Source organism: Olsenella phocaeensis (genome assembly GCF_048189965.1).
GTDB lineage: Bacteria > Actinomycetota > Coriobacteriia > Coriobacteriales > Atopobiaceae > Olsenella_I > Olsenella_I phocaeensis.
In genome coordinates this window covers 31,083-55,139 of the sequence record NZ_DBEZHV010000009.1, presented here as the reverse complement: position 1 = coordinate 55,139, position 24,057 = coordinate 31,083, and the positions used below count along the sequence as shown (strand labels likewise).

At 62.8% G+C, this 24,057-nt stretch carries 19 protein-coding genes and 1 pseudogene; 14 read left to right on the top strand and 6 right to left on the bottom strand.

What is annotated here, in order from left to right; genetic code table 11:
- Positions 1–36 precede the first annotated feature (36 nt).
- Positions 37–1,491 carry a citrate/2-methylcitrate synthase gene (locus ACMPH2_RS04495; RefSeq protein ID WP_082719468.1) on the top strand — a complete coding sequence of 485 codons (1,455 nt, stop codon included), beginning with the start codon at positions 37–39 and terminating at the stop codon, positions 1,489–1,491.
- An 8-nt stretch (positions 1,492–1,499) separates the two neighbouring features.
- Here the strand turns inward: ACMPH2_RS04495 and ACMPH2_RS04490 are convergent, their stop codons facing one another.
- Complete coding sequence (locus ACMPH2_RS04490; protein WP_062529805.1) at positions 1,500–2,375, bottom strand: MurR/RpiR family transcriptional regulator; 876 nt, start codon at positions 2,373–2,375, stop codon at positions 1,500–1,502.
- A 229-nt stretch (positions 2,376–2,604) separates the two neighbouring features.
- On the opposite strand from ACMPH2_RS04490, the gene gndA reads away from it, so the two are divergent.
- The 11 genes from gndA (at position 2,605) to ACMPH2_RS04435 (ending at position 12,628) form a co-directional block, all read left to right on the top strand.
- Complete coding sequence (gndA, locus tag ACMPH2_RS04485; RefSeq protein WP_417118733.1) at positions 2,605–4,038, top strand: NADP-dependent phosphogluconate dehydrogenase; 1,434 nt, start codon at positions 2,605–2,607, stop codon at positions 4,036–4,038.
- Between the two features lie 35 nt (positions 4,039–4,073).
- The gene (locus ACMPH2_RS04480; RefSeq protein WP_072500683.1) at positions 4,074–4,517 is read left to right on the top strand and encodes a PTS sugar transporter subunit IIA; all 444 of its coding nucleotides are present in this window, start codon (positions 4,074–4,076) and stop codon (positions 4,515–4,517) included.
- A gap of 49 nt (positions 4,518–4,566) precedes the next feature.
- Positions 4,567–4,866 (top strand): PTS sugar transporter subunit IIB, encoded by a 300-nt coding sequence (locus ACMPH2_RS04475; RefSeq protein WP_062529810.1) that lies wholly within the window; start codon positions 4,567–4,569, stop codon positions 4,864–4,866.
- Between the two features lie 39 nt (positions 4,867–4,905).
- Entirely contained in the window at positions 4,906–6,210 is a 1,305-nt protein-coding gene (locus tag ACMPH2_RS04470; RefSeq protein WP_062529812.1) for a PTS ascorbate transporter subunit IIC, read from the top strand.
- A 40-nt stretch (positions 6,211–6,250) separates the two neighbouring features.
- Positions 6,251–7,219 carry a phosphotriesterase family protein gene (locus ACMPH2_RS04465; protein ID WP_062529814.1) on the top strand — a complete coding sequence of 323 codons (969 nt, stop codon included), beginning with the start codon at positions 6,251–6,253 and terminating at the stop codon, positions 7,217–7,219.
- Positions 7,220–7,264: 45 nt separating this feature from the next.
- Complete coding sequence (locus ACMPH2_RS04460) at positions 7,265–8,239, top strand: D-isomer specific 2-hydroxyacid dehydrogenase family protein (RefSeq protein ID WP_072500684.1); 975 nt, start codon at positions 7,265–7,267, stop codon at positions 8,237–8,239.
- A 180-nt stretch (positions 8,240–8,419) separates the two neighbouring features.
- Positions 8,420–9,082: a bifunctional 4-hydroxy-2-oxoglutarate aldolase/2-dehydro-3-deoxy-phosphogluconate aldolase gene (locus tag ACMPH2_RS04455; RefSeq protein WP_197414916.1), complete on the top strand. Its 663-nt coding sequence runs from the start codon at positions 8,420–8,422 to the stop codon at positions 9,080–9,082.
- A 51-nt stretch (positions 9,083–9,133) separates the two neighbouring features.
- On the top strand, positions 9,134–10,231 hold the full coding sequence (locus ACMPH2_RS04450) for an iron-containing alcohol dehydrogenase family protein (RefSeq protein WP_009279646.1): 1,098 nt from the start codon (positions 9,134–9,136) through the stop codon (positions 10,229–10,231).
- Between the two features lie 41 nt (positions 10,232–10,272).
- Positions 10,273–11,112, top strand: a complete 840-nt coding sequence (locus ACMPH2_RS04445; RefSeq protein WP_062529820.1) for an HAD family hydrolase — start codon at positions 10,273–10,275, stop codon at positions 11,110–11,112.
- 51 nt (positions 11,113–11,163) lie between these two features.
- Entirely contained in the window at positions 11,164–11,457 is a 294-nt protein-coding gene (locus ACMPH2_RS04440) for a UxaA family hydrolase (protein WP_072500685.1), read from the top strand.
- Positions 11,450–12,628 carry a UxaA family hydrolase gene (locus ACMPH2_RS04435; protein ID WP_062529822.1) on the top strand — a complete coding sequence of 393 codons (1,179 nt, stop codon included), beginning with the start codon at positions 11,450–11,452 and terminating at the stop codon, positions 12,626–12,628. Before ACMPH2_RS04440 ends, ACMPH2_RS04435 begins: the two co-directional genes overlap by 8 nt.
- Before the next feature lie 116 nt (positions 12,629–12,744).
- Here ACMPH2_RS04435 and ACMPH2_RS04430 read toward each other — a convergent pair whose 3' ends face one another.
- Complete coding sequence (locus ACMPH2_RS04430; protein ID WP_062529824.1) at positions 12,745–15,012, bottom strand: KUP/HAK/KT family potassium transporter; 2,268 nt, start codon at positions 15,010–15,012, stop codon at positions 12,745–12,747.
- A 332-nt stretch (positions 15,013–15,344) separates the two neighbouring features.
- Here ACMPH2_RS04430 and ACMPH2_RS04425 point away from each other — a divergent pair, with 332 nt between their 5' ends.
- Positions 15,345–16,886 carry a S10 family peptidase gene (locus ACMPH2_RS04425; protein ID WP_417118732.1) on the top strand — a complete coding sequence of 514 codons (1,542 nt, stop codon included), beginning with the start codon at positions 15,345–15,347 and terminating at the stop codon, positions 16,884–16,886.
- 97 nt (positions 16,887–16,983) lie between these two features.
- Here ACMPH2_RS04425 and ACMPH2_RS04420 read toward each other — a convergent pair whose 3' ends face one another.
- From ACMPH2_RS04420 to rlmKL, 3 genes and pseudogenes are all read right to left on the bottom strand, one after another.
- Positions 16,984–17,451, bottom strand: coding sequence for a type II toxin-antitoxin system HicB family antitoxin (locus ACMPH2_RS04420; protein ID WP_062529827.1), 468 nt, complete (start codon positions 17,449–17,451; stop codon positions 16,984–16,986).
- A gap of 20 nt (positions 17,452–17,471) precedes the next feature.
- A pseudogene (locus ACMPH2_RS04415) lies at positions 17,472–17,579 on the bottom strand (type II toxin-antitoxin system HicA family toxin); the annotation flags it as partial.
- Between the two features lie 396 nt (positions 17,580–17,975).
- Complete coding sequence (gene rlmKL / locus ACMPH2_RS04410) at positions 17,976–20,426, bottom strand: bifunctional 23S rRNA (guanine(2069)-N(7))-methyltransferase RlmK/23S rRNA (guanine(2445)-N(2))-methyltransferase RlmL (RefSeq protein ID WP_417118731.1); 2,451 nt, start codon at positions 20,424–20,426, stop codon at positions 17,976–17,978.
- Between the two features lie 475 nt (positions 20,427–20,901).
- Between rlmKL and ACMPH2_RS04405 the strand changes: the two genes are divergently transcribed.
- Positions 20,902–22,620: a phospho-sugar mutase gene (locus ACMPH2_RS04405; protein WP_062529831.1), complete on the top strand. Its 1,719-nt coding sequence runs from the start codon at positions 20,902–20,904 to the stop codon at positions 22,618–22,620.
- Between the two features lie 219 nt (positions 22,621–22,839).
- Here ACMPH2_RS04405 and ACMPH2_RS04400 read toward each other — a convergent pair whose 3' ends face one another.
- Positions 22,840–24,048, bottom strand: a complete 1,209-nt coding sequence (locus ACMPH2_RS04400; RefSeq protein ID WP_062529833.1) for a cysteine peptidase family C39 domain-containing protein — start codon at positions 24,046–24,048, stop codon at positions 22,840–22,842.
- Positions 24,049–24,057 lie beyond the last annotated feature (9 nt).

Below are 24,057 nucleotides of genomic sequence, written 5' to 3'. Positions count from 1 at the left end.
GCAATGGCGGCAGACGAGAGGAGCGTGGAAAGAGACATGCCCAAGAGCCCCCTGACGCATCGGGTTAGGAGCTTCCTCACCTCGAAGGACACCTCCGCCCTGAGCCACATAGCCGACGCCTACCCCATGCCCTCCGAGGGGCTGGGGCGTCCCGCCGCGTCCGATGGCCTCTACGAAGGCATGCAGCGTGCGGACAGGCTCCCGGACGAGCTCTACGAGCGCTACGACGTGAAGCGCGGCCTGCGCAACGCCGACGGCTCCGGGGTGCTTGTGGGCCTCACCACCATCTCGAACGTGCACGGCTATAACAAGGTGGACGGGCGCCTCGTCCCCGACCGCGGGGACCTCAGGTACCGTGGCTACTCCATCTCGGACCTTGTGGAGGGAAGCCACGCCGACGATCGCTTCGGCTACGAGGAGGTGGCCTACCTCCTCCTCTCCGGTGCCCTGCCCACCCAGGCGGAGCTCGACGACTTCCGTGCGCGCATCGACTCCCGCCGACAGCTGCCCGAGGGCTACCTGGACATCTTCCCGCGCGTCACCTACAGCCACTCCATCATGAACGTGCTGCAGCGCGCGACCCTCCTGCTCTACGCCTTCGACCGCAACCCGGACGACACCTCGCCCGAGCACGAGATAGACGTGGCGCTCTCGCTTCTGGGCCGCTGGCCCCGCGTGGCGAGCGTTGCGCACCAGGCCTACGTCGCCTCGAACGAGGGGGTGCGCCTGCGCGTGCCTCCCGCCCGAGAGGGCTACTCCATGGCCGAGACCATCCTGGACGTGCTGCGGGGGGACGAGGGCTTCAGCAGGAGTGAGGCCATGCTCCTCGACGCCATGCTCATGCTGCACGCGGAGCATGGCGGCGGCAACAACTCGAGCTTCACCTGCCGCGTGCTGAGCTCTTCGGGCACGGACGCCTACAGCGTCTACGCCGCCGCGCTGGGCTCCCTCAAGGGCCCCAAGCATGGGGGAGCCAACTACAAGGCAGGGGAGATGATCGAGGACATAGCCGCTCACGTGGGCGACTGGTCGAGCGACACGCAGGTGGCGGACTACCTCACGCGCATCCTGGGGCGCGAGGCCTTCGACGGGACCGGCCTCATATACGGCCTGGGGCATGCCGTATACACCGTGAGCGACCCGCGCGCCGAGGTCGTGCGCGAGCAGGCGAGGAAGCTTGCGGAGGAGAAGGGGGAGCTGGACAAGCTCGAGCTCATTGGCCGCGTGGAGAGGCTTGGCCCCGAGCTCATGCGCGAGGTGCGCGGCATCACCAAGCCCATCAGCACCAACATCGACCTCTACACCGGCTTCGTGTACTCCATGCTAGGCATCCCCAAGGACCTCTACACGCCCATCTTCGCCATGGCCCGCTGCGCCGGTTGGGCGGCCCATCGCATGGAGGAGCTCTATGGCGCCGCGCGCATCATACGTCCCGCCTACCGTTCGGTCATGGGGGACTTCGCCTACGTCCCCATAGGCAGGAGGGGCTAGGCTCGCTCCTAGAGGGGGTCCATCTGGCCCGAGTAGTCTGCCTTCGTGGTCGCAATCGCCCGGCGCATCTTGTGCAGGGTCTCTGATACCTGGGGCATCCTGAACATCACTGCCGTGTAGAGCGTGTCGATGAGGACGAGCTGGGAGATGCGGCTGGAGAGCGACTCGGAGCGATAGCCCGTCTCGTCCGAGATGGAGACGAGGACCACGTCCGCATTCTCCAACAGCTTGCTCGAGGGGTAGCTCGTGATGACGATGGTGCGCGCGCCCGCATCCTTTGCTATGGCGGAGAGGTGGATCATCTCCTTGGTGAGCCCGGTGTGGCTGATGATGATGGCGCAGTCTTCCGGCCCCATGACGGATGCCTGCATGAGCTGCAGGTGGTAGTCTTGGGCGAACTGGGAGCGCAGGGGAGAGCGAAGGAACTTCTGGTATGAGTCGTAGGCGACTGCGTTCGACTCTCCACAGCCGTGGAATGACACTCGCATCGACCCCAGGAGTATGTCGACGGCGTTCGATATCGCTTCGGGGTCCTGCAGGCGCAACGTGTCTTCGAGAGACTTGATGCTTGACTGGAACACGTGCTGGGTTACGGTCGGGATGTCGTCGTCCGGGCAAATGTTCTCATGGATGGACGTCTGCGGGTCGTAGGCATCTGCGAGAAGGTCGTCACGGAATTCCCTGAATCCCTGGTAGCCTAACCGCTTCGCGAACTTGAAGATGGTCGAGTCCGCAAGTCGGAGCTTCGAGGCCATCTCGCTGATCGTCATTCGGGAGGCCTCGACGGGATTGGCAAGGATGAACTGAGCAATTTTCTGCTCCTTCGGCGTGAAGGTCGAAGAAGAGGACTTGATTCTGAGCAGCACGGCAGGGGTTGCGCTCATTGCGCTCGTCCAATCTCAAGAGTAGAACGTCGCTTTTAATAAAAGCAATTATAAAAAATACCTGCAATATTATCGCCTGAATGACCTGCCACCGCAAATCGCGACAAAAAACAAAAAAATTTCGACACCAAATACTAAATTGGAAAAAACTAGTCTAGAATATGACGAGTCTCAGGAGTTCATGTGTGGTTTGCGTTGTCCAGAAGGATCTCTTTGAAAGGGGAGCGCCATGGGCAGTTACGTGGGAGTCGTCGGAATGGGAGTGATGGGCCAGAGTCTTGCCCTCAACATCGCCAATCATGGCTATACCGTCTCGGTCTACAACCGTCACGGCGAGGCGACCAAGGACTTCATGGAGAGTCGCGTGAAGGCCCAGAAGGACAAGGTCACCGCAACATACGAGCTCAAGGACTTCGTGGACTCGCTTGAGGCTCCCCGCAAGATCATCCTCATGGTGAAGGCCGGTCCCGTGGTCGATGCGGTCACCGACAGCCTCCTTCCCTTCCTCAGCGAGGGCGACATCGTCGTCGACGCCGGGAACTCCTATTACAAGGACACGAGTCGCCGCATGGCGGACTATGCAAAGAAGGGAATCAGCTTCTTTGGCATGGGCGTATCCGGAGGCGAGAAGGGCGCTCTCGTCGGTCCGTCCATCATGCCCAGCGGTGACAAGAATCTCTATGACAACTACCTTGGCAAGCTGCTGACCGACATTTCGGCCCATACCGAGGACGGCAGCCCCTGCTGCGACTACATCGGTCCGGAGGGCTCCGGCCAGTACGTCAAGATGGTGCACAACGGCATCGAGTACGGTGACATCCAGATCATCGACGAGGCCTACTTCATCATGAAGAACGTGCTCGGCATGAGCAACGCCGAGATGGCAGACACCTTCGAGAGCTGGAACAACGGCCGCTTGGATTCCTTCCTGATAGAGATAACCTACAAGATCCTTCGCGAGAAGGACCCTGATACGGGTGACGACCTCATTGACCACATCTTGGACGAAGCCGCCCAGAAGGGCACGGGCATGTGGACGGCAATCGAGGGCCTCGAGATGCACATGGCGATTCCCACCATGGCGGAGGCCGTATTCGCACGTAACCTCTCGGCCGTGAAGGACGAGCGCGTCATCGCCTCAAAGGTGTTCACCGACAAGCCGAGCGTGAGCGTCGAGGACAGGGATGCGCTGCTCGCCGACCTCGAGCAGGCGGTGTACGCGAGCAAGATCATGTCCTACGCGCAGGGGTTCCAGCTTCTGGAAAAGGCATCCCGCGAGCATGACTGGAACCTCAAGCTCGGTGACATCGCACTGCTCTGGCGCGAGGGCTGCATCATTCGCGCGAAGTTCCTCGGCCGCATCAAGGCGGCATATGACCAGAGTGACGGCAAGGTTCAGAACCTCATGCTCACCGACGAGTTTCGCGACGAGATAAAGGCTGCCGTGCCTGGTTGGCGACGTGTGGTCGTCAAGGCCATCGAGGCCGGCGTCTATGTCCCGACCCTTGCCAACTCCCTTATGTACTTCGATGGCTATACGAGTGAGTTTCTCTCTGCGAACCTCTGCCAGGCGCAGAGGGACTGGTTCGGCGCCCACACCTATCACCGTGACGACCAGCCTCACGATCTCTCCTTCCACCACAGGTGGGAGGAGCTGGACTAGAAACGAGCCTCCTCCACCAAAAAAGGAGCAGACACATGCTTGAGAACTGGCTAAACAAAGATTGCATCAGCTTGAACGTTGACGCTCAGGACTATCGCCAAGCGATTCAGATTGGTGGTGATCTACTTGTTGCAAATGGCAAGGCAGAAAAAACTTTTGTCACGGCCATGATTGATGCTGTTGCTGACCTAGGGCCGTACATGGTTGTCGCTCCTGGTATTGCAATCCCTCATGCTCGTCCCGAGAGTGGTGCAAAGGCAGTCGGTCTTAGCCTGGTGACACTGAATAGCCCAGTTAACTTCGGGAACCTGGAAAACGACCCCGTGTGGCTTGTTGCTTGTCTATGCGCGCTGGATTCCGAGTCGCACATTGAGCTTCTACAGCGCTTCGCGAACCTCCTCGCTGATGATGAAGCGGTTAAGAAAATAAAGAACGCTAGTGATGCCGAAGAGGTTATTGAATTGATCTCAAGGTATTAGTAAGGAGGTATCGAGACCGCGAGTGCACATCTGAGCAAAGGAGAGATTTATGAAAAAGAGATATAGCATCACCGCTCTTTGCGGCATGGGACTTGGTACAAGCAGTCTTGCGCGTATGGCAATCATGGATTACGTCAAGAGTCATGGAATTGATGCGAATGTGACTGTCGCTGACATTGGTAGTGTCAAGGGCATTACGAGCGACATCATCCTGACCACTAAGAGCATGGCAAACCACATTCCCAGCTCTGTGAGCGAGCAGTCCACTGTCATTCTCGTTACGAACCTCATCAAGAAGGACGAAATCAACTCGAAGTTAGATGAGTACTTCTCCTCAGTTAGTGAGTAGCACGTTCTTGTCTGAGCTGACTCAAACAAAGGGGTAGTCATGGAATTGCTTAGCAATATTGGGAACTTTATTATCTTCCAAATTCTCGACCAGGCACCTATTTTCCTCGGTCTCATCACTCTTGTGGGTATGCTTCTCCAGAAATCCAAAGGGTCCGAAATCTTTGATGCCGTCATCAAGACTGTCGTCGGCATGCTTATCCTTAGCGCTGGTGCCAATCTCATTTCTGGAACCATTACCCCGGTCATGCAGCTCCTCAACAATGTTGTCGGCGTTAGCGGTGTCATGCCTATGAACGAGGCCGCTTTCGGAGTCGCCATGACATCAGTGGCTGAGACTGCCGTGACCATCTTTGTCTTCGGCTTCTTGATTCATCTGGTCCTCGTATACCTCATCCCAAACAAAGGCATGAAGAACGTGTACCTTACCGCGCACATGATGCTTTATCTTGCTATCTTTCTGACACTTACAGTGAACTCCACGTTGGGTCTCGAGGGCATTCCCCTAATTGTTGTTTCCTCTGTCCTCGCGGCGCTCTACTGGACCTTTACTCCAGCAATTCCACGTGCCCTTGGTAAGAAGTATTTTGGCGAGGACTTTACTCTGGGCCACGCTCAGCAGTTTGGCACCCTGATAGGCGCTCTTTGCGGCAAACTCTTCAAGAACCATGCCGAGGAGGAAGACGCAGACAACATCGTTCTTCCCGGCGGTCTTTATCTTTTCCAGGACGTTACACTGGCGCTTTCCCTCATTATGCCCATTCTTTTCGTGATCATCGGTGTAGTGGTTGGCGAGGACCAGGTTATGACCCTTGCAGGCACCCAGAACTGGATTATCTTCCTGCTGATGCAAGGTCTACAGTTCGCGGCCGGGGTTGCGGTGATGCTCTACGGAGTGCGCATGTTCCTGAACTCGATCATACCCGCCTTCAAGGGCATTTCTGAGAAGCTCATTCCTAATTCAGTTCCCGCACTCGATTGTCCCGTCCTGTACCCTTACAGCCCCTCTGGTGCAATGTTCGGTTTCCTTGGATCTATTCCTGCTGGCATTCTTGTGTGCGTGCTTACGGCTGTGCTCGGCTCCGCGGTCGTTGTCTTCCCAAGTCCCATCATCCTTTTCTTCGACGGATGCACAGTCGGTGTGTTTGGTAACAAGTACGGTGGTTGGAAGGGCGCACTCCTGGGCGGCTTCGTTTCCAGCCTCATTGCTCACCTTGCTATCATCCCGCTATACCCAATGATGGGTTCTCTCTTCGGGTCTGGTCTCATGTTCAGCAACATTGACTACGCAGTCCTCTGGCTGCCTCTTCTGCTGGTATTTAAGTTCATTGGTGGCCTCATCTAATTTCAGTCTTGTCGGTGTTATGCCTGAATGGAGGTTGGTCATGAGATATGTCCAGACAGTTCTCGGAAAAGTGCCGGTTGATGACATCGGGATGACAGACGCTCATGACCACCTCATTCGTGTTGGTGGCATCGAGGTAATCTGCAATGGCTCAGATTTCGACATGCATGACGAACGCAAGGCACTGGAGGAACTTGAGCTATTCAAAGCGGTGAACGGAAACACGCTGGTCGAAATGACACCCATCGGCAGCGGCAGATCAATTGAAAGCTTGAGATTCCTTAGTCGTGAGTCAGGAGTTAACATCCTGTCAACGACAGGCTTTCACAAGTCAGAGCTCTATGACAAGTCTCACTTCTTGTGGAAATACGATCGAGATACACTTGCTCAACTCCTGATTGATGATGTGATGAGGGGTATAGACGTCTACGACTATGCTGGTCCAGTCGTGAAACGTTCAGAGGGCAAGGCTGGACTCATCAAGGCGGCATGTAGCCTTCAGAGCATCACATCGATTGAAAAGAAGGAACTTGAGGCGGCAGCGATTGCCTCAGGCGAGACGGGCGCACCGATTTCTCTTCACCTTGAAAAGGGAACCATGGCGCTTGAGGCGATTGACATCCTAACAAGAAACGGGGTTAGCCCGGACAACATCATCCTTGGCCACATTGATCGCAATCCAGACCTCTACTACCACAGAGCGATAGCCGAGCGTGGAGTGTTCCTGGCATACGATGGCGCTGCACGAGTTAAGTACTACACAGACGCTGTGATTGTTAGTCTGTATAAGAGCATGATTGACCTGGGCTTTGAGGATCAGCTCCTGATGGGTGCGGATCTCGGTGGAAAATCCTATTTCAGGGCATACGAGGGCGGTCCGGGATTGGGCTACAACTTCGGAATATTCGTTCCGAGATTGATTGATTGCGGCGTGCCTGAGGAAACCATACGAAAGATAACGATATATAACGCTAGAAATGCGTTCTGCAACAAAAAATTTGAGATTTAGCTCTTCAGACTTACTTTGCTGAAAGACGAAAAGAGATTGGGATTCATGGACTATCAAATTGCAATCGTTAATTCATCATCTTTTGGTCAGTACTATCCGGAGCACCTGGAGAGACTGGAAAAAATTGGCAGGGTGGCTCGTGTGCGCATTGCTGGGGATGCCCATGGACGTGAGCTCGCCAATGTCCTCAGGGACTTTAATGTCGTCATTTCATCCGTTACCCCGTTTTTTGATGCCGAGTTCTTCGAGTACAAAACGGACTTGCTCCTTCTGAGCAGGCATGGAATTGGGTTCAACAACGTGGATGTTGTTGCTGCAAAGAGGGCCGGGACCTTGGTGACAACTGTCTCCCCGAGGGTTGAGCGCGATGCGGTCGCAGAAGGTGCGGTTGCGACGTTGTTGGATGTCATGCGAAGAGTCAGTGACTCTCATGCTGCAGCGAATGCGGGTCGGTGGGCTGACAGAGCAAGCTTTATTGGGTCTGGTTTGAGTGGAAAGACCCTTGGTATTGTTGGCTGTGGCAATATAGGCTCTCGTGTGGTCGAGATTCTGAGCCGTGGCTTTGACATGCGAGTTCTCGCATACGATCCTATTCAACATGGGATGTGGGCTGATGTTCTCGGAGTGAGGTACTGTGGTCTCGACGAGGTTATCTCCCAGTGTGATGTCCTCTCGCTCAACGCAGATCTCAATGAGAGCTCACATCACATTATCAACGAGCGTACTTTGTCGCTCATGAAGAGAGGCGTCTATGTCGTTGACAATGCGCGAGCAGACCTCATAGACCAGGAGGCGATGTTGAGGGCGCTTGATAACGGAACCGTAGCTGGTCTCGCTCTTGATGTCATGCATGATGAGCCGCCTGCACCGGATGACCCTTACTTCAACCACCCAAAGGTCCTGGTTACGACACATATTTCTGCGTATACCAGGGAGTGTCTGTACGGAATGGGTGAGAAATGCGTCGGTGATGTCGAGAGGTTTGTACGGGGCGAAGCGCCTGTCAATGCAAAAAGCTAACGCGATTTCCCCATTGAACTGAACGTTGGTGGCTGTCCTGACTGCTCCTCTGGTCGGGACAGCCATCTCCTTTTCGTCTTCTATATGAAAAAAATTCGACAATAGAAAGAAAATAGGAAAAAGAATTCGCTATACTGGAGTCAGGAGAGAAAATCTTTCTAGACAAAGCTAGGAGGGCAGATGACTGGTATTTCATTCATGAAGGAGAACGGCTTCTATGAGGACGTTGCTCGCTGTGGCGTGGTGCCTGTCGTGGTGCTAGACGATCCGGCTGATGCCGTTCCCCTGGCACGTGCGCTCGAGGAGGGTGGACTTCCTGCGGCGGAGGTGACGTTCAGGACCGCCGCGGCGGCAGAGTGCATCTCGCTGATTTCCCGCGAGTGCCCGGGCGTCCTGGTTGGCGCGGGAACCGTCCTTGACCTGGAGCAGGCAAAGCGTGCCGTCGACGCGGGTGCAAGGTACCTCGTCTCTCCAGGCACGGATCGCGATGTCGTCGAGTGGGCCCTCTCCGAGCGCGTGAACGTCATTCCCGCCGGCGTCACGCCAACCGAGATCACCTGGCTGAGGAACCAGGGAATCGACGTGACGAAGTTCTTCCCGGCGAATCTTTTCGGAGGCGCAAAGGCGATCACTGCACTCGCTTCGGTCTTTGTCGGGCATAGGTTCATGCCCACGGGAGGAGTGAGCCGGGACAACCTTGGCGAGTACCTCTCCAATCCTGCGGTGATTGCGGCAGGGGGAACGTGGATGGTGAAGCCCGCCCTGTTCGCGGACGGCGACTTCTCCGAGGTGACGCGCATCGCGCGAGAGGCGTCGGAACGCGTGTCAGGGATTCGCTCCTAAGGACACGAGGGCTTTCGCAGTATTCACGCCGTGTGGATGGAGATGAGTGACATGGCAAGCAGCACGACAGAGCTGGACACCGCAATCAAATTCGGAGCAGGAAGGTATCGCCAGGAACGGGGCTTGCTGGCGGAGTGCGGCCCAGAGATCGGCCGATTCGGGAGGCGTCCCCTCGTGGTCGCCGGCCCCAACTCCTGGGAGGCAATGGGAGACGCCCTGATGCGCAGCATGGAGGCGGATGGGCTCAGGCCCCAGGTGGAGGTCTACGGGGGATGGTGCTCCTTCGAGGGTGCCGAGGAGCTCGCCGAGAAGGCAAGGAAGTACGGTGCCGACGAGGTCGTCGGCGTTGGCGGGGGCAGGATCATGGACCTCGCCAAGGCAGTCGGCGAGACGGCGGGCCTGGGCACGGTGAACATTCCCACTGCGGCATCGAGCTGTGCCCCCTTCACCTGCATGAGCGTCATGTACACCGCAGAGGGCGGCAAGAAGCTCAGCTGGCGCTTCGACCACGAGATCGACGCATGCCTGATGGACATGGACGTCATCGCGAACTGTCCCATCCGATTTACCGCGGCTGGCATCGTCGACGCCATGGCCAAGCGCATCGAGATGCTGAACGGAAAGCCCGCCCTCAGCCTGGCAGACACCCCCGTCGACATCTTCAGCGCCTACAGCATCGCCGAGTACACCTACAGGGTCCTCAAGGACAACGCCCTCACGGCCATCGAAGACAACCGCAGGCACGAGGCCACCAAGGCACTCAACGACGTGGCGTTCATGAACGTTCCCATCACGGGCGTCATCGCCAACACGACGAAGAGCTTCAAGCAGTCCGAGCTCGCGCATGTGATCTACGACGGCGTGAGGACCATCTTCACCAAAGAGGGCCAGAAGGCCGTCCACGGCGAGATCGTCGGCGTCGGGCTCTTCTGCCAGCTCTACTTCAACGGCCAGCAGGACCAGGTGCAGGAGCTTCGGGAGTTCATGCGTGCCATGGACATGCCGCTCAGCTTCGAGGACCTGGGCATCGAGTCGAGCGACAAGAACCTTGACGCCATCGAGGAGTACATTGTCAACTCGAGGCACTACAACAGCGACGACCCTGATGACCGTCGTCGCCTTCACGAGGCCGTCCATCAGATGGCATAGGTTCGATAGCCAAGGAGCTTGGCTGGCGAGAGGGGAATGCGATGACCGGGATGCCGCAGATGGTCTTCTGTGACTTGGACGGGACCCTTCTCGACGGCGAGAAGCAGATGAGCGACCGCACCCGGAGGGCCCTGCAGAGGCTCGCCGGGTGCGGCATTGGCTTCGTTCCCAGCACGGGCCGTTCCGTGGTGGGCATTCCGCAGGAGGTCATCGATCTCTCTGGCGCTCGTTACGCGATCACGGCCGATGGTGCCACGGTCTGCCAGCTTTCCCACGGCGGGCAGACGGACCTTCGCGCCAGCACGATCCCGCGGGACGCGGTCGTCGGCCTCCTGGACCTCGTCGGTCACTCGGCTTCGTACATCGACCTCTTCAGCGAGGGAGAGGCGTATGTCGAGCGGGGGGAGATGCGAAAGCTCGATGGCTTCGGGCTCCTGCCTGGCGACGTGGCATACATCCGCTCCGTCCGCAACGAGATCGACACCACGCTGGTGGACTTCGTTGCCCAGGGACACCCCGTCGAGCGACTCACGGTCTTCTTTGCGGATGAGAGAATGCGTGACGCCGTCTATGGCTTCTCACAAGAAAGAGGGGACCTGGCCTGCTACACCTCCCAGCGGGCGAACATCGAGGTCACGAGTGCCGGGGCGAGCAAGGGCAGTGCCCTGCTCTGGCTTTGCGACCGATTCGGCATACCTGCGGAGGAGACCATCGCGTTCGGGGACTCCCTGAACGACGTCTCGATGCTCAGGGAGGCCGGAGTCGGCGTCGCCATGGTCAACGCCGACGAGGGAGTCAGGATTCAGGCGGACGACGTCACTCGCCTCGGCAACGACGAGTCCGGCGTTGCCGAGTACCTCGAGGGGCTCCTCCCGGCCTGATCCGGAGACGTGCCGGCCAACCAGATTCTGTCGCGTCAAGGGAGGTCAATCGTGCCCTGCAAAGCCCTCTGCCTGCATGCCGACGACGATGTCGCCACCGTGCTGTCGGACGTCGCCATGGGCGACCGCGTCGTGGTGACCGACAAGGCTGGTGGACGCGTGTGCGAGCTCGTCTGCCAGGACTCGATCGACGCCTTTCACAAGATCGCCCTGCATCCCATCGGTTCGGGCGAGGTGGTCCATAAGTACGGAGAGGCGATCGGCAGGGCGACCGAGGACATCCTTCCGGGTGGCCACGTTCACGTGCACAACCTGGAGAGCATAAGGACGAGGAAGCATGATTAGCGGATACGTCCGCCCCGGCGGCAAGATGGGTATCCGGAACCACGTGCTCGTCCTCTCGAGCGTGGGCTGCGCCAACAATGTGGTACGACGCATCGCCCAGCAGGTCGAAGGCGCCGTTGGCGTGGAGAACACCAAGGGGTGCGGCCAGGTGGGCAACGGCATCAGGATCATGCGACGCTGCCTTGCCAACCTGACCCAGAACCCCAACGTCTTCGCAACTCTGCTTGTCGGATTGGGCTGCGAGAGCACGAAGCCCCTGGAGCTCGCCGAGCAGGTCTCGCGGATGAGCGACAAGCCTGTTGCCGCCATCACCATCCAGGATTGCGGCGGCACCCTGAAGGCCGTCGAGGAGGGCGTGCGCATCGCCCGCGAGCTGGTGGCGCAGTCCGCCCTGGCCCGGCGCGTTCCGATGCCCCTGAACAAGCTGGTTCTGGGAACGAACTGCGGAGGCTCGGATGCCACGAGCGGCCTGGCGGCAAACCCCACCATCGGTCTCGTGAGCGATTGGGTCATCGATGGCGGCGGCACCGTCCTCATGGGCGAGACGACCGAGCTCATCGGTGCCGAGCACATCCTCTCGCGCCGTGCTGCCACCAAGGAGGTCTCGGACGACATCCTGAGGATGGTCGGGCGTCTCGAGGACGATTTCCTGGCCAATGACATAGACGTGCGTGGTGCGAACCCCTCGCCCGGAAACATGCGCGGCGGCCTGTCGACGCTCGAGGAGAAGTCGCTGGGAGGCATCTCCAAGGGTGGCTCCCATCCCGTCTCGCAGGTGGTCCGGTACGGAGAGGTGCCCTCAAAGGGTGGCTTCGTCTTCATGGACACCCCGGGCTACGACATCGAGTCCGTCTCGGGCATGTCTGCCGGGGGAGCGCAGGTCATGCTCTTCTCCACGGGCAGGGGCACCCCGATAGGGAACCCCCTCATGCCAGTCATAAAGGTGACGGGGAACGCACTTACCTTCCAGCGCATGAGGGACAACATCGACTTCGATGCCTCCGGGGTCATAGCGGGGCGTTCTACGCTGGGGGAGCAGGCAGACTCCCTCAAAGCCCTGCTCCGTGACGTCTGCAACGGCACCCCATCCAAGGCGGAGCTCCTGGGATTCGACGACTTTGCCATCTATCACGGGCAGGAGTACTGGTGCGGCTGCGAGTTCGCATCGTAGCCCTGGCATGGCAGCCGGACCCCTGAGGCAGACATAAGGGTCTTCGACAAGACGAGAGGCACCGGACTGCGTCCCCGGTGCCTCTCGTCACTGAATCGCGCATGTGAAGGCTGGTCCTACTCCTCGCCCTCCTCGTCGAAGTAGCCCGCGTCCCCCGAGCCCTCCTCGTCCTCGTCGTCGATTACGAGGGGCCTGAAGCTCGCGGTGTCGCCACCGACGATCTCGTGCTCGACCTCCTCGGCGGCGATGGCGATCTGGCTCTTCATGGTGTCGGTGAAGATGTCGCCCTCCTCCTCGACGGCCTCCTCGGCCGTGACGGGTCGCATGCTGCCGGTGCTGCTCACGCCGGCGATGCGGGTGAGCTTGTGCTGGCGCTTGGACTTGCCGAACAGGGGGACGTGCTCGAAGATCAGGCTCGAGTTCTCGAGGCCGTACCAGCGTGCGGGAGAGCCGCAGATGCGGCGAATCAGGTACTTCAGGGCGATCACGTTGGCGTTCAGGCCCGAGATGTCGGACTCGGGCGAGAGGACCTTGCGGATCAGGCAGAAGCGGAAGTCGCCCACCTGGCTGTGGTCGCGGTAGATCGAGTACTTGTGGTCCTGCGGCGGCAGCTGGCCCGACGACATGAGGTCGGCCACGATCTGGTAGAGGTAGGTGTTGATGCGCTGGTTGACCCTGAAGCCCAGGCGCAGCTGCACCTTGAAGGCGAAGTCGGTGCCGAAGTCGTTCACGATGTACTCGTGGGTGTAGGGCTCGTTGGTGACCTGCACGTTGAGGAAGTAGTACGCCTTGGCGCGCTTGGGCCTCTTGTCCAGGATGGAATAGAGGATGTCGCGGTCCAGCTTGTCGGTCGAGGAGTCGTTGGTCAGGAAGATCAGGTTGTCGGCCACGTAGGGGTAGTCGTCGTCGTTGCGCAGGGCGTCCAGCTGGCCGATGTACTTGTTCACGGGCAGGTAGACGGTCTGGGTGTGCTCGACCGCCGTGCCGCGCCTCCACACGTACATGACCACGAAGATCGCCGCCGCCATGAGCACGGTGAAGTAGCCGCCGTGGAAGAACTTGGTCAGGCTCGAGAAGAAGAACATGAACTCGATGGCGCCGAAGAAGACCAGGAAGACCACGGCCAGGGCGCGCCGGCGCCTCACCTGCGAGAGGTAGGTGTAGAGCAGGATGGTGGTCATGAGCATGGTCACCGTGATGGCCAGGCCGTAGGCGGCCTCCATGTGGCTCGAGCGCTGGAAGAGCAGCACGACGAAGATGCAGGCCACCCACATGATGGAGTTGACCAGCGGGATGTAGATCTGGCCGCGGGTCTCGGAGGGGTAGTTGATCTTCATGTGGGGCATGAGGTCCAGGCGGATGGCCTCCGACACGATGGAGTACGAGCCGGTGATGAGCGCCTGCGAGGCGATGATGGCTGCCAGCGTCGAGAGGATGACGGCGAAGACGCGGAAGTCCTCGGGGACCATCTGGAAGAAGGGGTTGAGGTCGGTCACGCTGGCCAGGTGCTCGTTGCCACGCTGCGAGAGGATCCAGGCCCCCTGGCCCAGGTAGTTCAGGATGAGGCAGACCTTCACGAAGGGCCAGGTCATGTAGATGTTGGGCTTGCCCACGTGCCCCATGTCGGAGTAGAGGGCCTCGGCGCCGGTGGTGCAGAGGAAGACGTTGCCCAGGACCATGAGCCCCACGGCGTTGATGCTGCCGTCAAAGAGGAAGGTGATGCCGCGTAGGGGGTTGAGCGCGCGCAGCACGCCGAAGTCGGCGCCCATGTTGAGCAGGCCGGTGATTCCCAGAAAGAGGAACCACAGCGTCATGGCGGGACCGAAGATCTTGCCGATGGTGGAGGTGCCGGCACGCTGCAGGGCGAAGAGGGCGCAGAGGATCGCGATGGTGATGGCGATCACGACGCGCTGGTTCTCTCCGATGATGCCATAGAAGAAGTCGATGGTGCGCAGGCCCTCGATGGCGGTGGTCACCGTGACGGCGGGGGTCAGGATGCCGTCGGCGAGAAGGGCCGCCCCGCCGATCATGGCGGGGATGATGAGCCACTTGGCGCAGCGCTTGACCAGGCTGTAGAGGGCGAAGATGCCGCCCTCGTTGTGGTTGTCGGCCTTCATGGCCACCAGGACGTACTTGACGGTGGTGATGAGGGTCAGGGTCCAGATGATGAGCGAGAGCGCGCCCAGCACCGTGTCGGTCTGCATGCTCGCGAGGCCGCCGTTGTCGGCCATGATGGCCTTGAGGGTGTACATGGGGCTGGTGCCGATGTCTCCGTACACCACGCCCAGGGTCACCAGGACCATTCCGGCGGAGAGGGGAATCCCGGCGCCCCTCGACCTCGGTCGCCTCTTGGGGGTGGTGGCCGAAAGCTTGTCTTGACTCATGACGCTCCATCCGACGAGGACACGCTGCCCGTGGCGCGTCGCGTCCCGGGCAGGGTTGCCACGCACAAGGCGCAGGCAGCCTACCAGATAAGGATAGTTCAAACCGAAGAACTCTAGCACGACCTGGCCTGGCGTTGTACGTCGGGGCCCCTGCTGTGAAGATGTCGTCTTGGGGCCCGGGTTTGCCCAGGTGAGGGACGGCCCCGCGCAACTCGCCCGCCCCGTTGCCGCACCGGCGCATACAATGGCCGGGAATGAGTGGGAGGCCCCTCTCGCCCGTTGGCGCGGGGTAGGAGGCCAGGCATCGGCCCTCGGGCCAGTGAGGAGAAACGATGGCAGAGCAGGACACCGCCAACGCCGCGACCGCGCCGCAGGCGGCCACAGCCACAAGGATTCCCAAGGACAGCTTCATGACCGTGCCGGCGGACCCCCGCCTGGAGACCCCCCAGTCCGCGACGGCCCGCCTCGCCTGGGACGGCTCGGGTGCGAGCGCTGGCGAGCACATCGACTACGACTGCACGGCCGCCCACCTGGACGTGCGCGCGGACACCGGTGCCCTCATCGGGCGCATGTTCTCGATGACCTACGTGGCGGTGGACGGCGAGGGCAGGGCTGACGCCGCCCGTCCCGTGACCTTCGCCTACAACGGCGGTCCCGGCTGCGCGAGCGTGCCCATCAACTTTGGTGGCATCGGGCCCCGTCGCGTGCGCACCGACGGCGTCAACCACCTCGCCCATCCCATCGTGGTCGAGGACAACCCCTGCACCCTGCTGCGCCAGACTGACCTCGTCTTCCTGGACGCCCTGGGCACGGGCTGGTCGAGCGTGGCGGAGGGCGCCGACACCTCCAAGATCTTCGGCGTGGACGGCGACGCGGACGCCTTCGCGCGCGCCATCAGCCAGTGGCTGGAGGAGAACGGCCGCTGGACCAGCCCCGTCTACCTCTTCGGGGAGTCCTACGGCACCGTGCGCAACGCCGTCCTGATGCGCCTCCTGGGCGAGCGCGACGTCAAGCTGGCCGGCGTCACCATGCTCTCGGCCATCTTCGACTGGGTCCAGGTCCAGGAGGGGGAGGACCTCTACCACTTGGGCATGATGCCCACCATGGCCGCGGCAGCGCAGTTCTTCGGCAAGGCGGGGCAGGGCGTGGGTGAGGACGAGTGGTTCCAGCGCGCCATGGACTGGAACGAGGACGTGCTGGCTCCGGCGCTCCTGCGCGGCGACCGGCTTGACCCTGCACGCGAGGACGAGGTCGCGCGCCAGATGGGCGAGTTCATCGGACTTCCCGCCGAGCACATCCGCCGCGCGCGCCTGAGGATCACCCTGGACGACTTCCGCCGCAACATCCTGGCCGACGAGGGGAAGGTCTGCGGCCGGCTCGACATGCGCTTCAGCTCGGACGCGCCGGTGGCCGTCCAGTCGAGCAACGCCTGGTTCGCGGGTGAGGACGCGGCCGACGACGCCGTGGAGTCCAGCTGGACCAGCGCCTTCAGGCGCTTCCTCCACGACGAGCTGGGGTATCGCGGCCCGGCGCGCTACCTCTCGAGCAACTACGAGCGCGTGGGAGTCAACTGGAAGTGGACGCACGAGGAGCCCGGCAAGGACGGAGAGAGCTTCGCGCCCAACGTCGCCTACGACATCGCGGTCGCGATGAGGCGCAACCCCCACATGAAGCTGGCGATCTTGGGAGGGCGCTACGACGCGGCGACCACCTACTGGAACGTGGTCCACGACATGAGCTGCCAGTTCCTCTCGTCCGAGCTCAAGGGACAGGTCGAATGGCACCTCTATGGCTGCGGGCACATGGCCTACGTGGACGTGCCCACGCTCGAGGCCATGTCGCGCGACATGGAGGCCTTCTACAAGAGGGCATAGGCGCGCGCGACCCTACGGAGCTCGCGGCGAAGCATGCGGGGGACAGGCCGTTGGCTTGCCCCCGCATGCAGCTGGCGTGAACCCGAAGAGGCAGGGGCTAGGCCAGGGCGGCCCGCTGCCGTCCGGAGGGCCGCCCTGGCCGGCTTCCCTCTGCGAGCCTGCGCTCGATGCTGGCGACGGTCACGAAGGTGTGCCTGCCGATTCGGAACCCATCCAATATCCCGGAGGCGATCATCTGGGTGACCCTGCCCGCCGAGACACCAAGCCTCCTGGCGGCTTCGGCGGCGCTGACGCGCTCGCCGGGCAGGACGTAGGAACCGTCTGTCTGGAAATACACGGCGACAGCCTCGCGTCCGTCGTCAGGGGAGACCTGCCGGGGCTCGGGGACGGGCTCGCCGTGGGCAAGCAGGGACGCGATGTAGGTGGCCATGGCGTCAGCGGCGCTTGCGAGCGCCCTCATGCGCGTGTCGCCATGGCTGAAGCAGCCGGGGAGGTCGGGGACGCTGACGTCATAGCCCCCCTCCTCGTCCTTTTCGAGCACGGTCATGAAGACATAGTCCCTCATCGAACCAACCCCTTCGCTCCCTAGATCCAGCCTGCCGCCTTGGCGATGTTTCGGTACGTGCCGACGGGAATCTCGCGCTTCGCCGTGGGGACGGTGATCATCCATCCTGACCTGCGAAAGACGATGTGACTGCCACGACCCGGCTCGTCGTCCTAACCTTCGCGCCTCAGACGGCTGATCACCTCTCGGACCTCTTGCTCTTTCGGCATTCCCTCTCCCTAACTATAAAGACTTTATAGTTATAGTCAATGGGATCCTAGTTACGTAATACGATATTACATAACTGAAATCAGCATGGAGTCCAGGGAATGGGCGAGAGGGGCGCGCCGGCTCGATCGAGGGCCTAGTACATAGCTCCGAGGGGGCGGGCACGGAGCCCACCACTCTCGTTATGCGAGGGATGCCAGCTCGCGCCTAGTCACATGGTCGCTATCGGTGCCCTGGCCATGCCGCATGGGCGACGTCCTGACTGGTCGCCATGCGCGGGGTCTCTCGCGTCAGGTCGCTCCTATGGGCCGACGGCCCTACGCGCGCGACTCCGTGGCGACGCGCCGCAGAACGTAGCAGTGGTGCACCTTCTGGTTGCGCGAGAAGTCCTCGGGGATGGTCTGCGTGGTCACGTCCTCGAGCTCCACGCCATAGCGGCGGAGCTTCTCCACGTCGGGCCTGAAGTCGCGCAGGTTGCAGCAGAAGACGGCACGGCCGTTCCTGGTCAGGACGCGGCTCAGGCCTATGAGCAGCTCGGCATGGTCGCGCTGCACGTCCCAGCTCCCGCGCATGCGGTTGGAGTTCGAGAAGGTGGGCACGTCGCAGAAGATGAGGTCCCAGCGGTTCGCGGTGCGTCTCTGCTCGCTCACCCACCCTATGACGTCCGCCTGGACGAACTCGTGCTCCGGTCCGTCGAAGCCATTGCGCTCCATGTTGCGGCGAGCCCAGTCAAGCGAGGGGCGGCTCATGTCCACGGTCGTGGTGTGCTTGGCGCCCCCGTCCGCTGCGTAGCAGGTGGCGGACCCGGTGTAGGCGAAGAGGTTGAGGAAGCGCTTCGAGCCCTCGGTCTTCTTGGCCATCTCGCGCAACATGGCACGGGTCTCGCGGTTGTCGAGGAAGAGCCCGCAGTCCAGGCGGGTGGAGAAGCTGACCTCGAAGGTGAGCCCACCCTCGTCCACAAGGTGCGCGCCCTTGGGGAGCGTCGGCCGGCGGGGGTGGTCCTGTCGAGCGTGCGCGTCCCTCTCCCTCCCATAGACGCGCTCGCGGCGAGCGTCCTGGCCCGCAGACGCCTCGTCGGCGTACTGCGAGCCGCCACGGGCGCGGGTGCGCACGCGGACGAAGCAGTCCTCGGGGCGGACGTCCAGGACGCGCGGCGCGATGGCCAGCACGTCGAGGAGCCTCATGCGCGCGAGCGCGGGGTCGACGGACTTCGGCGGGGCGTACTCGAAGACCTGCAGCCAGCGCCCCCTGCCCTTGCGCGCGGGCATGAGCTCGGAGCCCTGGAAGAGGTCGATGGTGACGGCGTAGTCGGGCAGGTCTGCGTCATAGACGCGGTAGCAGCTCACGTCCTCGCGCCGCGCCCACTTGCGCCGGAACCGGGCGACCTTCGCCAGGCGCGCGGCGAACTGGTCGCTGGCGGGTACCAGCACGGGGACCCTCTGGCCGTCGGGAAGGGTCAGCTGGGGGCGCTCCCGGGCCGCCCCTCCCAGCGCCTCGGCGGCAAAGACGCGCACGCTCGCCCTGTCCTGACCCACGTAGACCTCGCTCGTGCTGGCAGGGCTGGCGCCCAGGACGGAGTCGACCGTGGCGTCCTTCGCCAGCACGACGAGCCGCGACCGGTCGTCAGCGAGCGCCGACAGCGAGACGACGTCCGCCAGCGATGACGCCTGCACGGCGACCTCGTCCTCGGCAAGCCATGACAGGTCGGCCACGAGCAGGGGAGAGAAGCCACCCTTCCGCTCGGAGCAGTGGCCCTCGAGGAGCTCCTGCAGCCATGACAGGCTGCCCATGCGGAGCTCGACGTCCATTCCGGCCGCGCGGAGCGCCTGGCGGGCGGAGTCGAGTGCGCCCTTGCGGGCCTCGGAGGCGAGGAGGACGAGCTGCGTCCGTCCCGAGCTCACGCGTTCCTGGCCGAGCTCCGCCCGCTCCTGGGCCTCGGCGAGGAGGCGCTGCCATGTCTCCTCGTCGTGCCCAAGCCAGCCCTGGAAGCCCCAGCGCCGCCTGAGCAGCCCCGGGGCGCGGTCGAGCGCCTGCGCGGCCGCCTCGACCACCAGGGTGCCCGCCCCGGAGTGCGCGACGGCGAGCGTGGGGTCGTCGCGGCGGCAGCTGCGGAACCAGCCACCCGCCGCGAGGAGGGCGGCCGCGTAGTCGGGCCTGAGGGGCGTGATGCTCGCGCGCGGCGAACGCGCGGCCTCGTATCCGCGGCGGAAGAGCGCCTCTCCGCTGAGGTCTATGCCCACGGTCGCGCGCTCGCGCGAGACGCGCACCACCACGCGGAGGTCTGGGTGCGAGGTGTCGACGTCAGGTCGTGCCCCGGTGCGCGCGAGCATGCGGTCGACGATGGCGTCCTTTGCCCTGACCGCCACGAACTGGGTGTTCCTGAGCTGGGAGTTGGTGCCGTGGGCGTCCACGGCCACGGTCGAGCTGGGGAGGAGCTGCTCCTCCCAGGGAATCTCGGAGATACCCTGATAGAGCGCGTCGGCATCGCGCGCGCTCACACGGGCGAGGACCAGCACGACGCGGGAGGCGATGCGGGACCAGAGGCAGGCGCGGTAGGCGTCCTCGAGGCCGCCCACGAAGCCGACCTGGCCCCTGAGGGGGCGCAGCTGCTGGATTCGCAGGCCAGAGAGCTCGTCGGCGAGCAGCCGCTCGAAGCCGGAGGGGCAGCTCGCGAAGAACTCGAGGCCTCCGGTTGTCTCGCGGCGCGCGTCGCCTTCGTCGGAGACTTCTGTGGCTGTCTGGGTGGTGGGGCCTGGCTCGGCGTTCATCGGGTCACCTTTCGCCCGTGGAATGTAGGTGCGAACCATGATAGCTGGGCTCCTCTCGCCGTTCTGGGAATCGTCGGGTGCTCCCCAAAGCCACACGCCCCGTCACGCCGGGAGGCTGGCGCGCAGGCTGGGGCCAGGTTGCGCACGAAATTCTCCCGAGCTGGGAAAACGTGAGATTGCGCGCAGACTGTCCGTGGCTTGCGCGCCGCAGACGAGACTCCGGGGCCATTGCCGCGCAGGTCGCTTGCGGTTTGCGCGCGAATCTCTGCTGGGCTGGGGAAAGGCCGAAACCCGCGCAGTCTGTCCGCGGTTTGCGCGGCACGCACCTGCCGTCCCTCGCTCCGCTCCCCGCCCGCGGCATGCGCCGCCCCTCTGGCGCGGCCGCGACCCCGGAGGTGCCCCCCAACGACTACCATGATGGGCAAGGTACATATAGGGCGCGAGAGCGCAGCAGGTCGACCCAAAGGAGAAGCACATGGACAAGGACACGCAGGCCAAGGTCCAGCTTTGGAGGGAGAAGGTCAGCGAGCCTGACCTCAAGGCCGAGCTCGAGGGGCTGGCATCCGACGACGAGGCCCTGAACGACGCCTTCTACCGCGACCTCGCCTTTGGCACCGCGGGTCTGCGCGGCGTCCTGGGCGTGGGCACCAACCGAATGAACGTCTACGTCGTTGCCCAGGCGACCCAGGGTGTGGCGGACTACCTCAACGCCCACTACGACAAGCCCACGCTCGCGCTCGCCCGCGACTCCCGCCTCAAGGGGGAGGACTTCCAGAAGGTCGCGGCGGGCGTCCTTGCCGCCAATGGCATCCACGTGTACGTCTACCCCCGCATCGAGCCCGTCCCCACGCTCTCGTTCGCGGTGCGTTACCTGCACACCTCTGCCGGCATTGTGCTCACGGCCTCCCACAACCCCGCGCAGTACAACGGCTACAAGGTCTACAACGACAACGGTGGCCAGATCACCGACGAGGCAGCGGACGAGATCAGCGCCAACATCGCCAAGGTCGATCCCTTCGAGGACGTCAAGCGCATGGACTTCGAGGAGGGCCTGGCCAAGGGTCTGATCGAGTGGACCCCCGAGGAGGTCCTGGACTCCTTCATCCAGAGCATCAAGAAGGTCTCGGTCCCCGGTTTCAAGGCGGACGAGAGCTACTCTGTGGTCTACACCCCGCTCAACGGCACGGGCATGGAGTGCGTCACGCGCATTCTCAAGGAGATCGGCGTCGAGAACGTGACCGTCGTCCCGGAGCAGGCCGAGCCAGACGGGAACTTCCCCACCTGCAAGTACCCCAACCCCGAGTTCCGCGAGGCGCTCGAGCTCGGCCTGAAGCTCGCCGACGAGGTCAAGCCCAACCTCCTGGTCGCCACCGACCCCGACGCCGACCGCATGGGCACCGCCATCCCGCACGACGGCGAGTACAAGCTGCTCTCGGGCAACGAGATGGGCGTCCTGCTCATGGACTGGCTCGCCAACATGGCCGAGGCCAATGGCGAGGACGTTGCGCGCAAGGTCGCAGTCACCACCATCGTCTCGTCCGCGATGCCCGACGCCCTCGCGCGTGACAAGGGCTTCGAGCTCAGGCGCGTGCTCACCGGCTTCAAGTACATCGGCGACCAGATCGACCAGCTCAAGGACGAGGGCGAGGAGGACCGCTACCTCATGGGCTTCGAGGAGTCCTACGGCTACCTCGTGGGCACCCATGCCCGCGACAAGGACGCCATCGTCGCGGTCGAGATGTGCGTCGAGATGGCGTCCGACTACGCCTCCCGCGGCATGGACCTCTACGAGGCCATGGAGGCCCTGTACCAGAGGTATGGCTACTACCTCAACGGCACGGTCAACGCCGCCTTCCCCGGTGCCGCCGGGGCGCAGAAGATGGCGGGCATCATGCAGGGCCTGCGTGACAACCCACCGGCGGAGATCGGCGGCCTCAAGGTCGTGGGCATGACCGACTACGCCACCGGCGCCCAGATGCCGCGCGTCTCTGGCCTGCAGAAGGAGGAGGCGCAGGCGCTGCCTCCCGCCAACGTGATCGAGTTCCGCCTGGAGGACGACAACAAGGTCATCTTCCGTCCCTCGGGGACCGAGCCCAAGGTCAAGGCCTACCTCTTCTCCAAGGGTGCCACGCGCGCCGAGTCCGAGGCCGTGAGGGACAAGCTCCAGGCGGCCTCCGAGGCGCTCCTCTCGTAGGACGCGGGAAGACATCGCCTGGCCTGCCTGACGGATGGCGTCGGGCAGCTTACGGGGCCGGGTCGCCTGGTTGGCGGCCCGGCCCTTCGTTGGTTGGGGTCAGGGTGCCTTCGGGCACGGTCCCTCTGGCGTGGGTCCCCGTTGCCGCCACGCATGGAGATGCCCCGGGCGAGAGGTGAGTCCCCCTCGCCCGGGGCATGGGCCAGAACGTTCGTGGGACTACTCGCCGGAGGAGTTGCCCTCCGTCGCGGACGACCCGCCGTCGTAGCTGAGGGCGTAGAAGACCGAGGAGTTGGAGCCGATGGTCCCGGCCGCCCAGCCGTGCGAGGAGGCCTGCTTGGAGCTGGGGTCGCGCAGGATGACCGAGCCGTCCTGGTTGGTGCCCACGACGACGGCCCAGTGGACGTAGGGGCTGTCGAAGTTCGCCGCGAGCTGGACGATGACCGCGACCTCCTGGCCGTCCGCGAGGATGGTGGAGAGGTTCTCTCCCGAGGCCGTGTACTCGTGCAGGGTGAGTCCCAGCTTCTGGGCCTCGCTCGCGAAGAAGTCGGTCTTGGTCGCGATGTCCTCGTTGGTGGCGTAGCTGCCGCTCGTCGCGTCGGCAGCGAGGTCGGCGGGGGTCTTGTCGGACTTGCCCGTGAGGCCCATGTAGGCTATGGCGAGGGAGGTCGGTCCCGAGCCGTTGACGCCGATGTTGCTGCCCGCGTAGTCCACGAAGCCCCAGCGGATGTCCCAGTCGTAGAGCTCGGGGAACGTGCCCTGGGTGACGCTGTCCTGGTAGGCCTGGGCGCTCTTCTCGGCCGTGGGGACCGCCGTCACGAAGTCGATGGCGTCGGGCTCGAGGAGGGCCAGCTCGCAGAGTCGCTCGTCCGGGTACTTGTTGGCGTTGGCCGCTATCTGGGCGATCTTCTCGCCGTGGTCGAGGGCGGTCGAGAACTTGGCCGTGAGGTCGTCGCTCGCGCCGGCGGCCACGCGCGAGTCGAGGGAGTTGCCTCCCTCCGCCTGCGAGGTCTGGTCGCCCTGGTCGGGCTGTGCGGGGGAGGAGCAGCTCCTGACGCAGCTCGAGACCCCCGCCACGAGGGCGAGGATGACGACGAGTCCGGCGAGGAGCAGGAGGAGCGAGCGATTGTTGAGGCCGTGGCGACCCAGCAGCCCTCCCGAGCCGCGCTCGAAGCCTATGCGGTGCGACTTGAGCGAGTAGCCCGTGTCATGGCCCGCGATGGAGCGGTAGTTGCGCTCGCTGCGGTAGCGACCCTGGTTCCTCTGGCTGGGGTGGGACGTGCCCTTGAGGGTGCGCCCCTGCCTGGAGCGCGAGTAGTCCCTGCTGTTGGTTGACCCGTAGCGCTGCTCGCTCTGCCGCTGGGCGACGGACCTGGCCGAGCGGCCCGAGGAGCCGCGGCGTCGTCTTGGGTCTGGGGAGTTGGCCATTTCGATTCC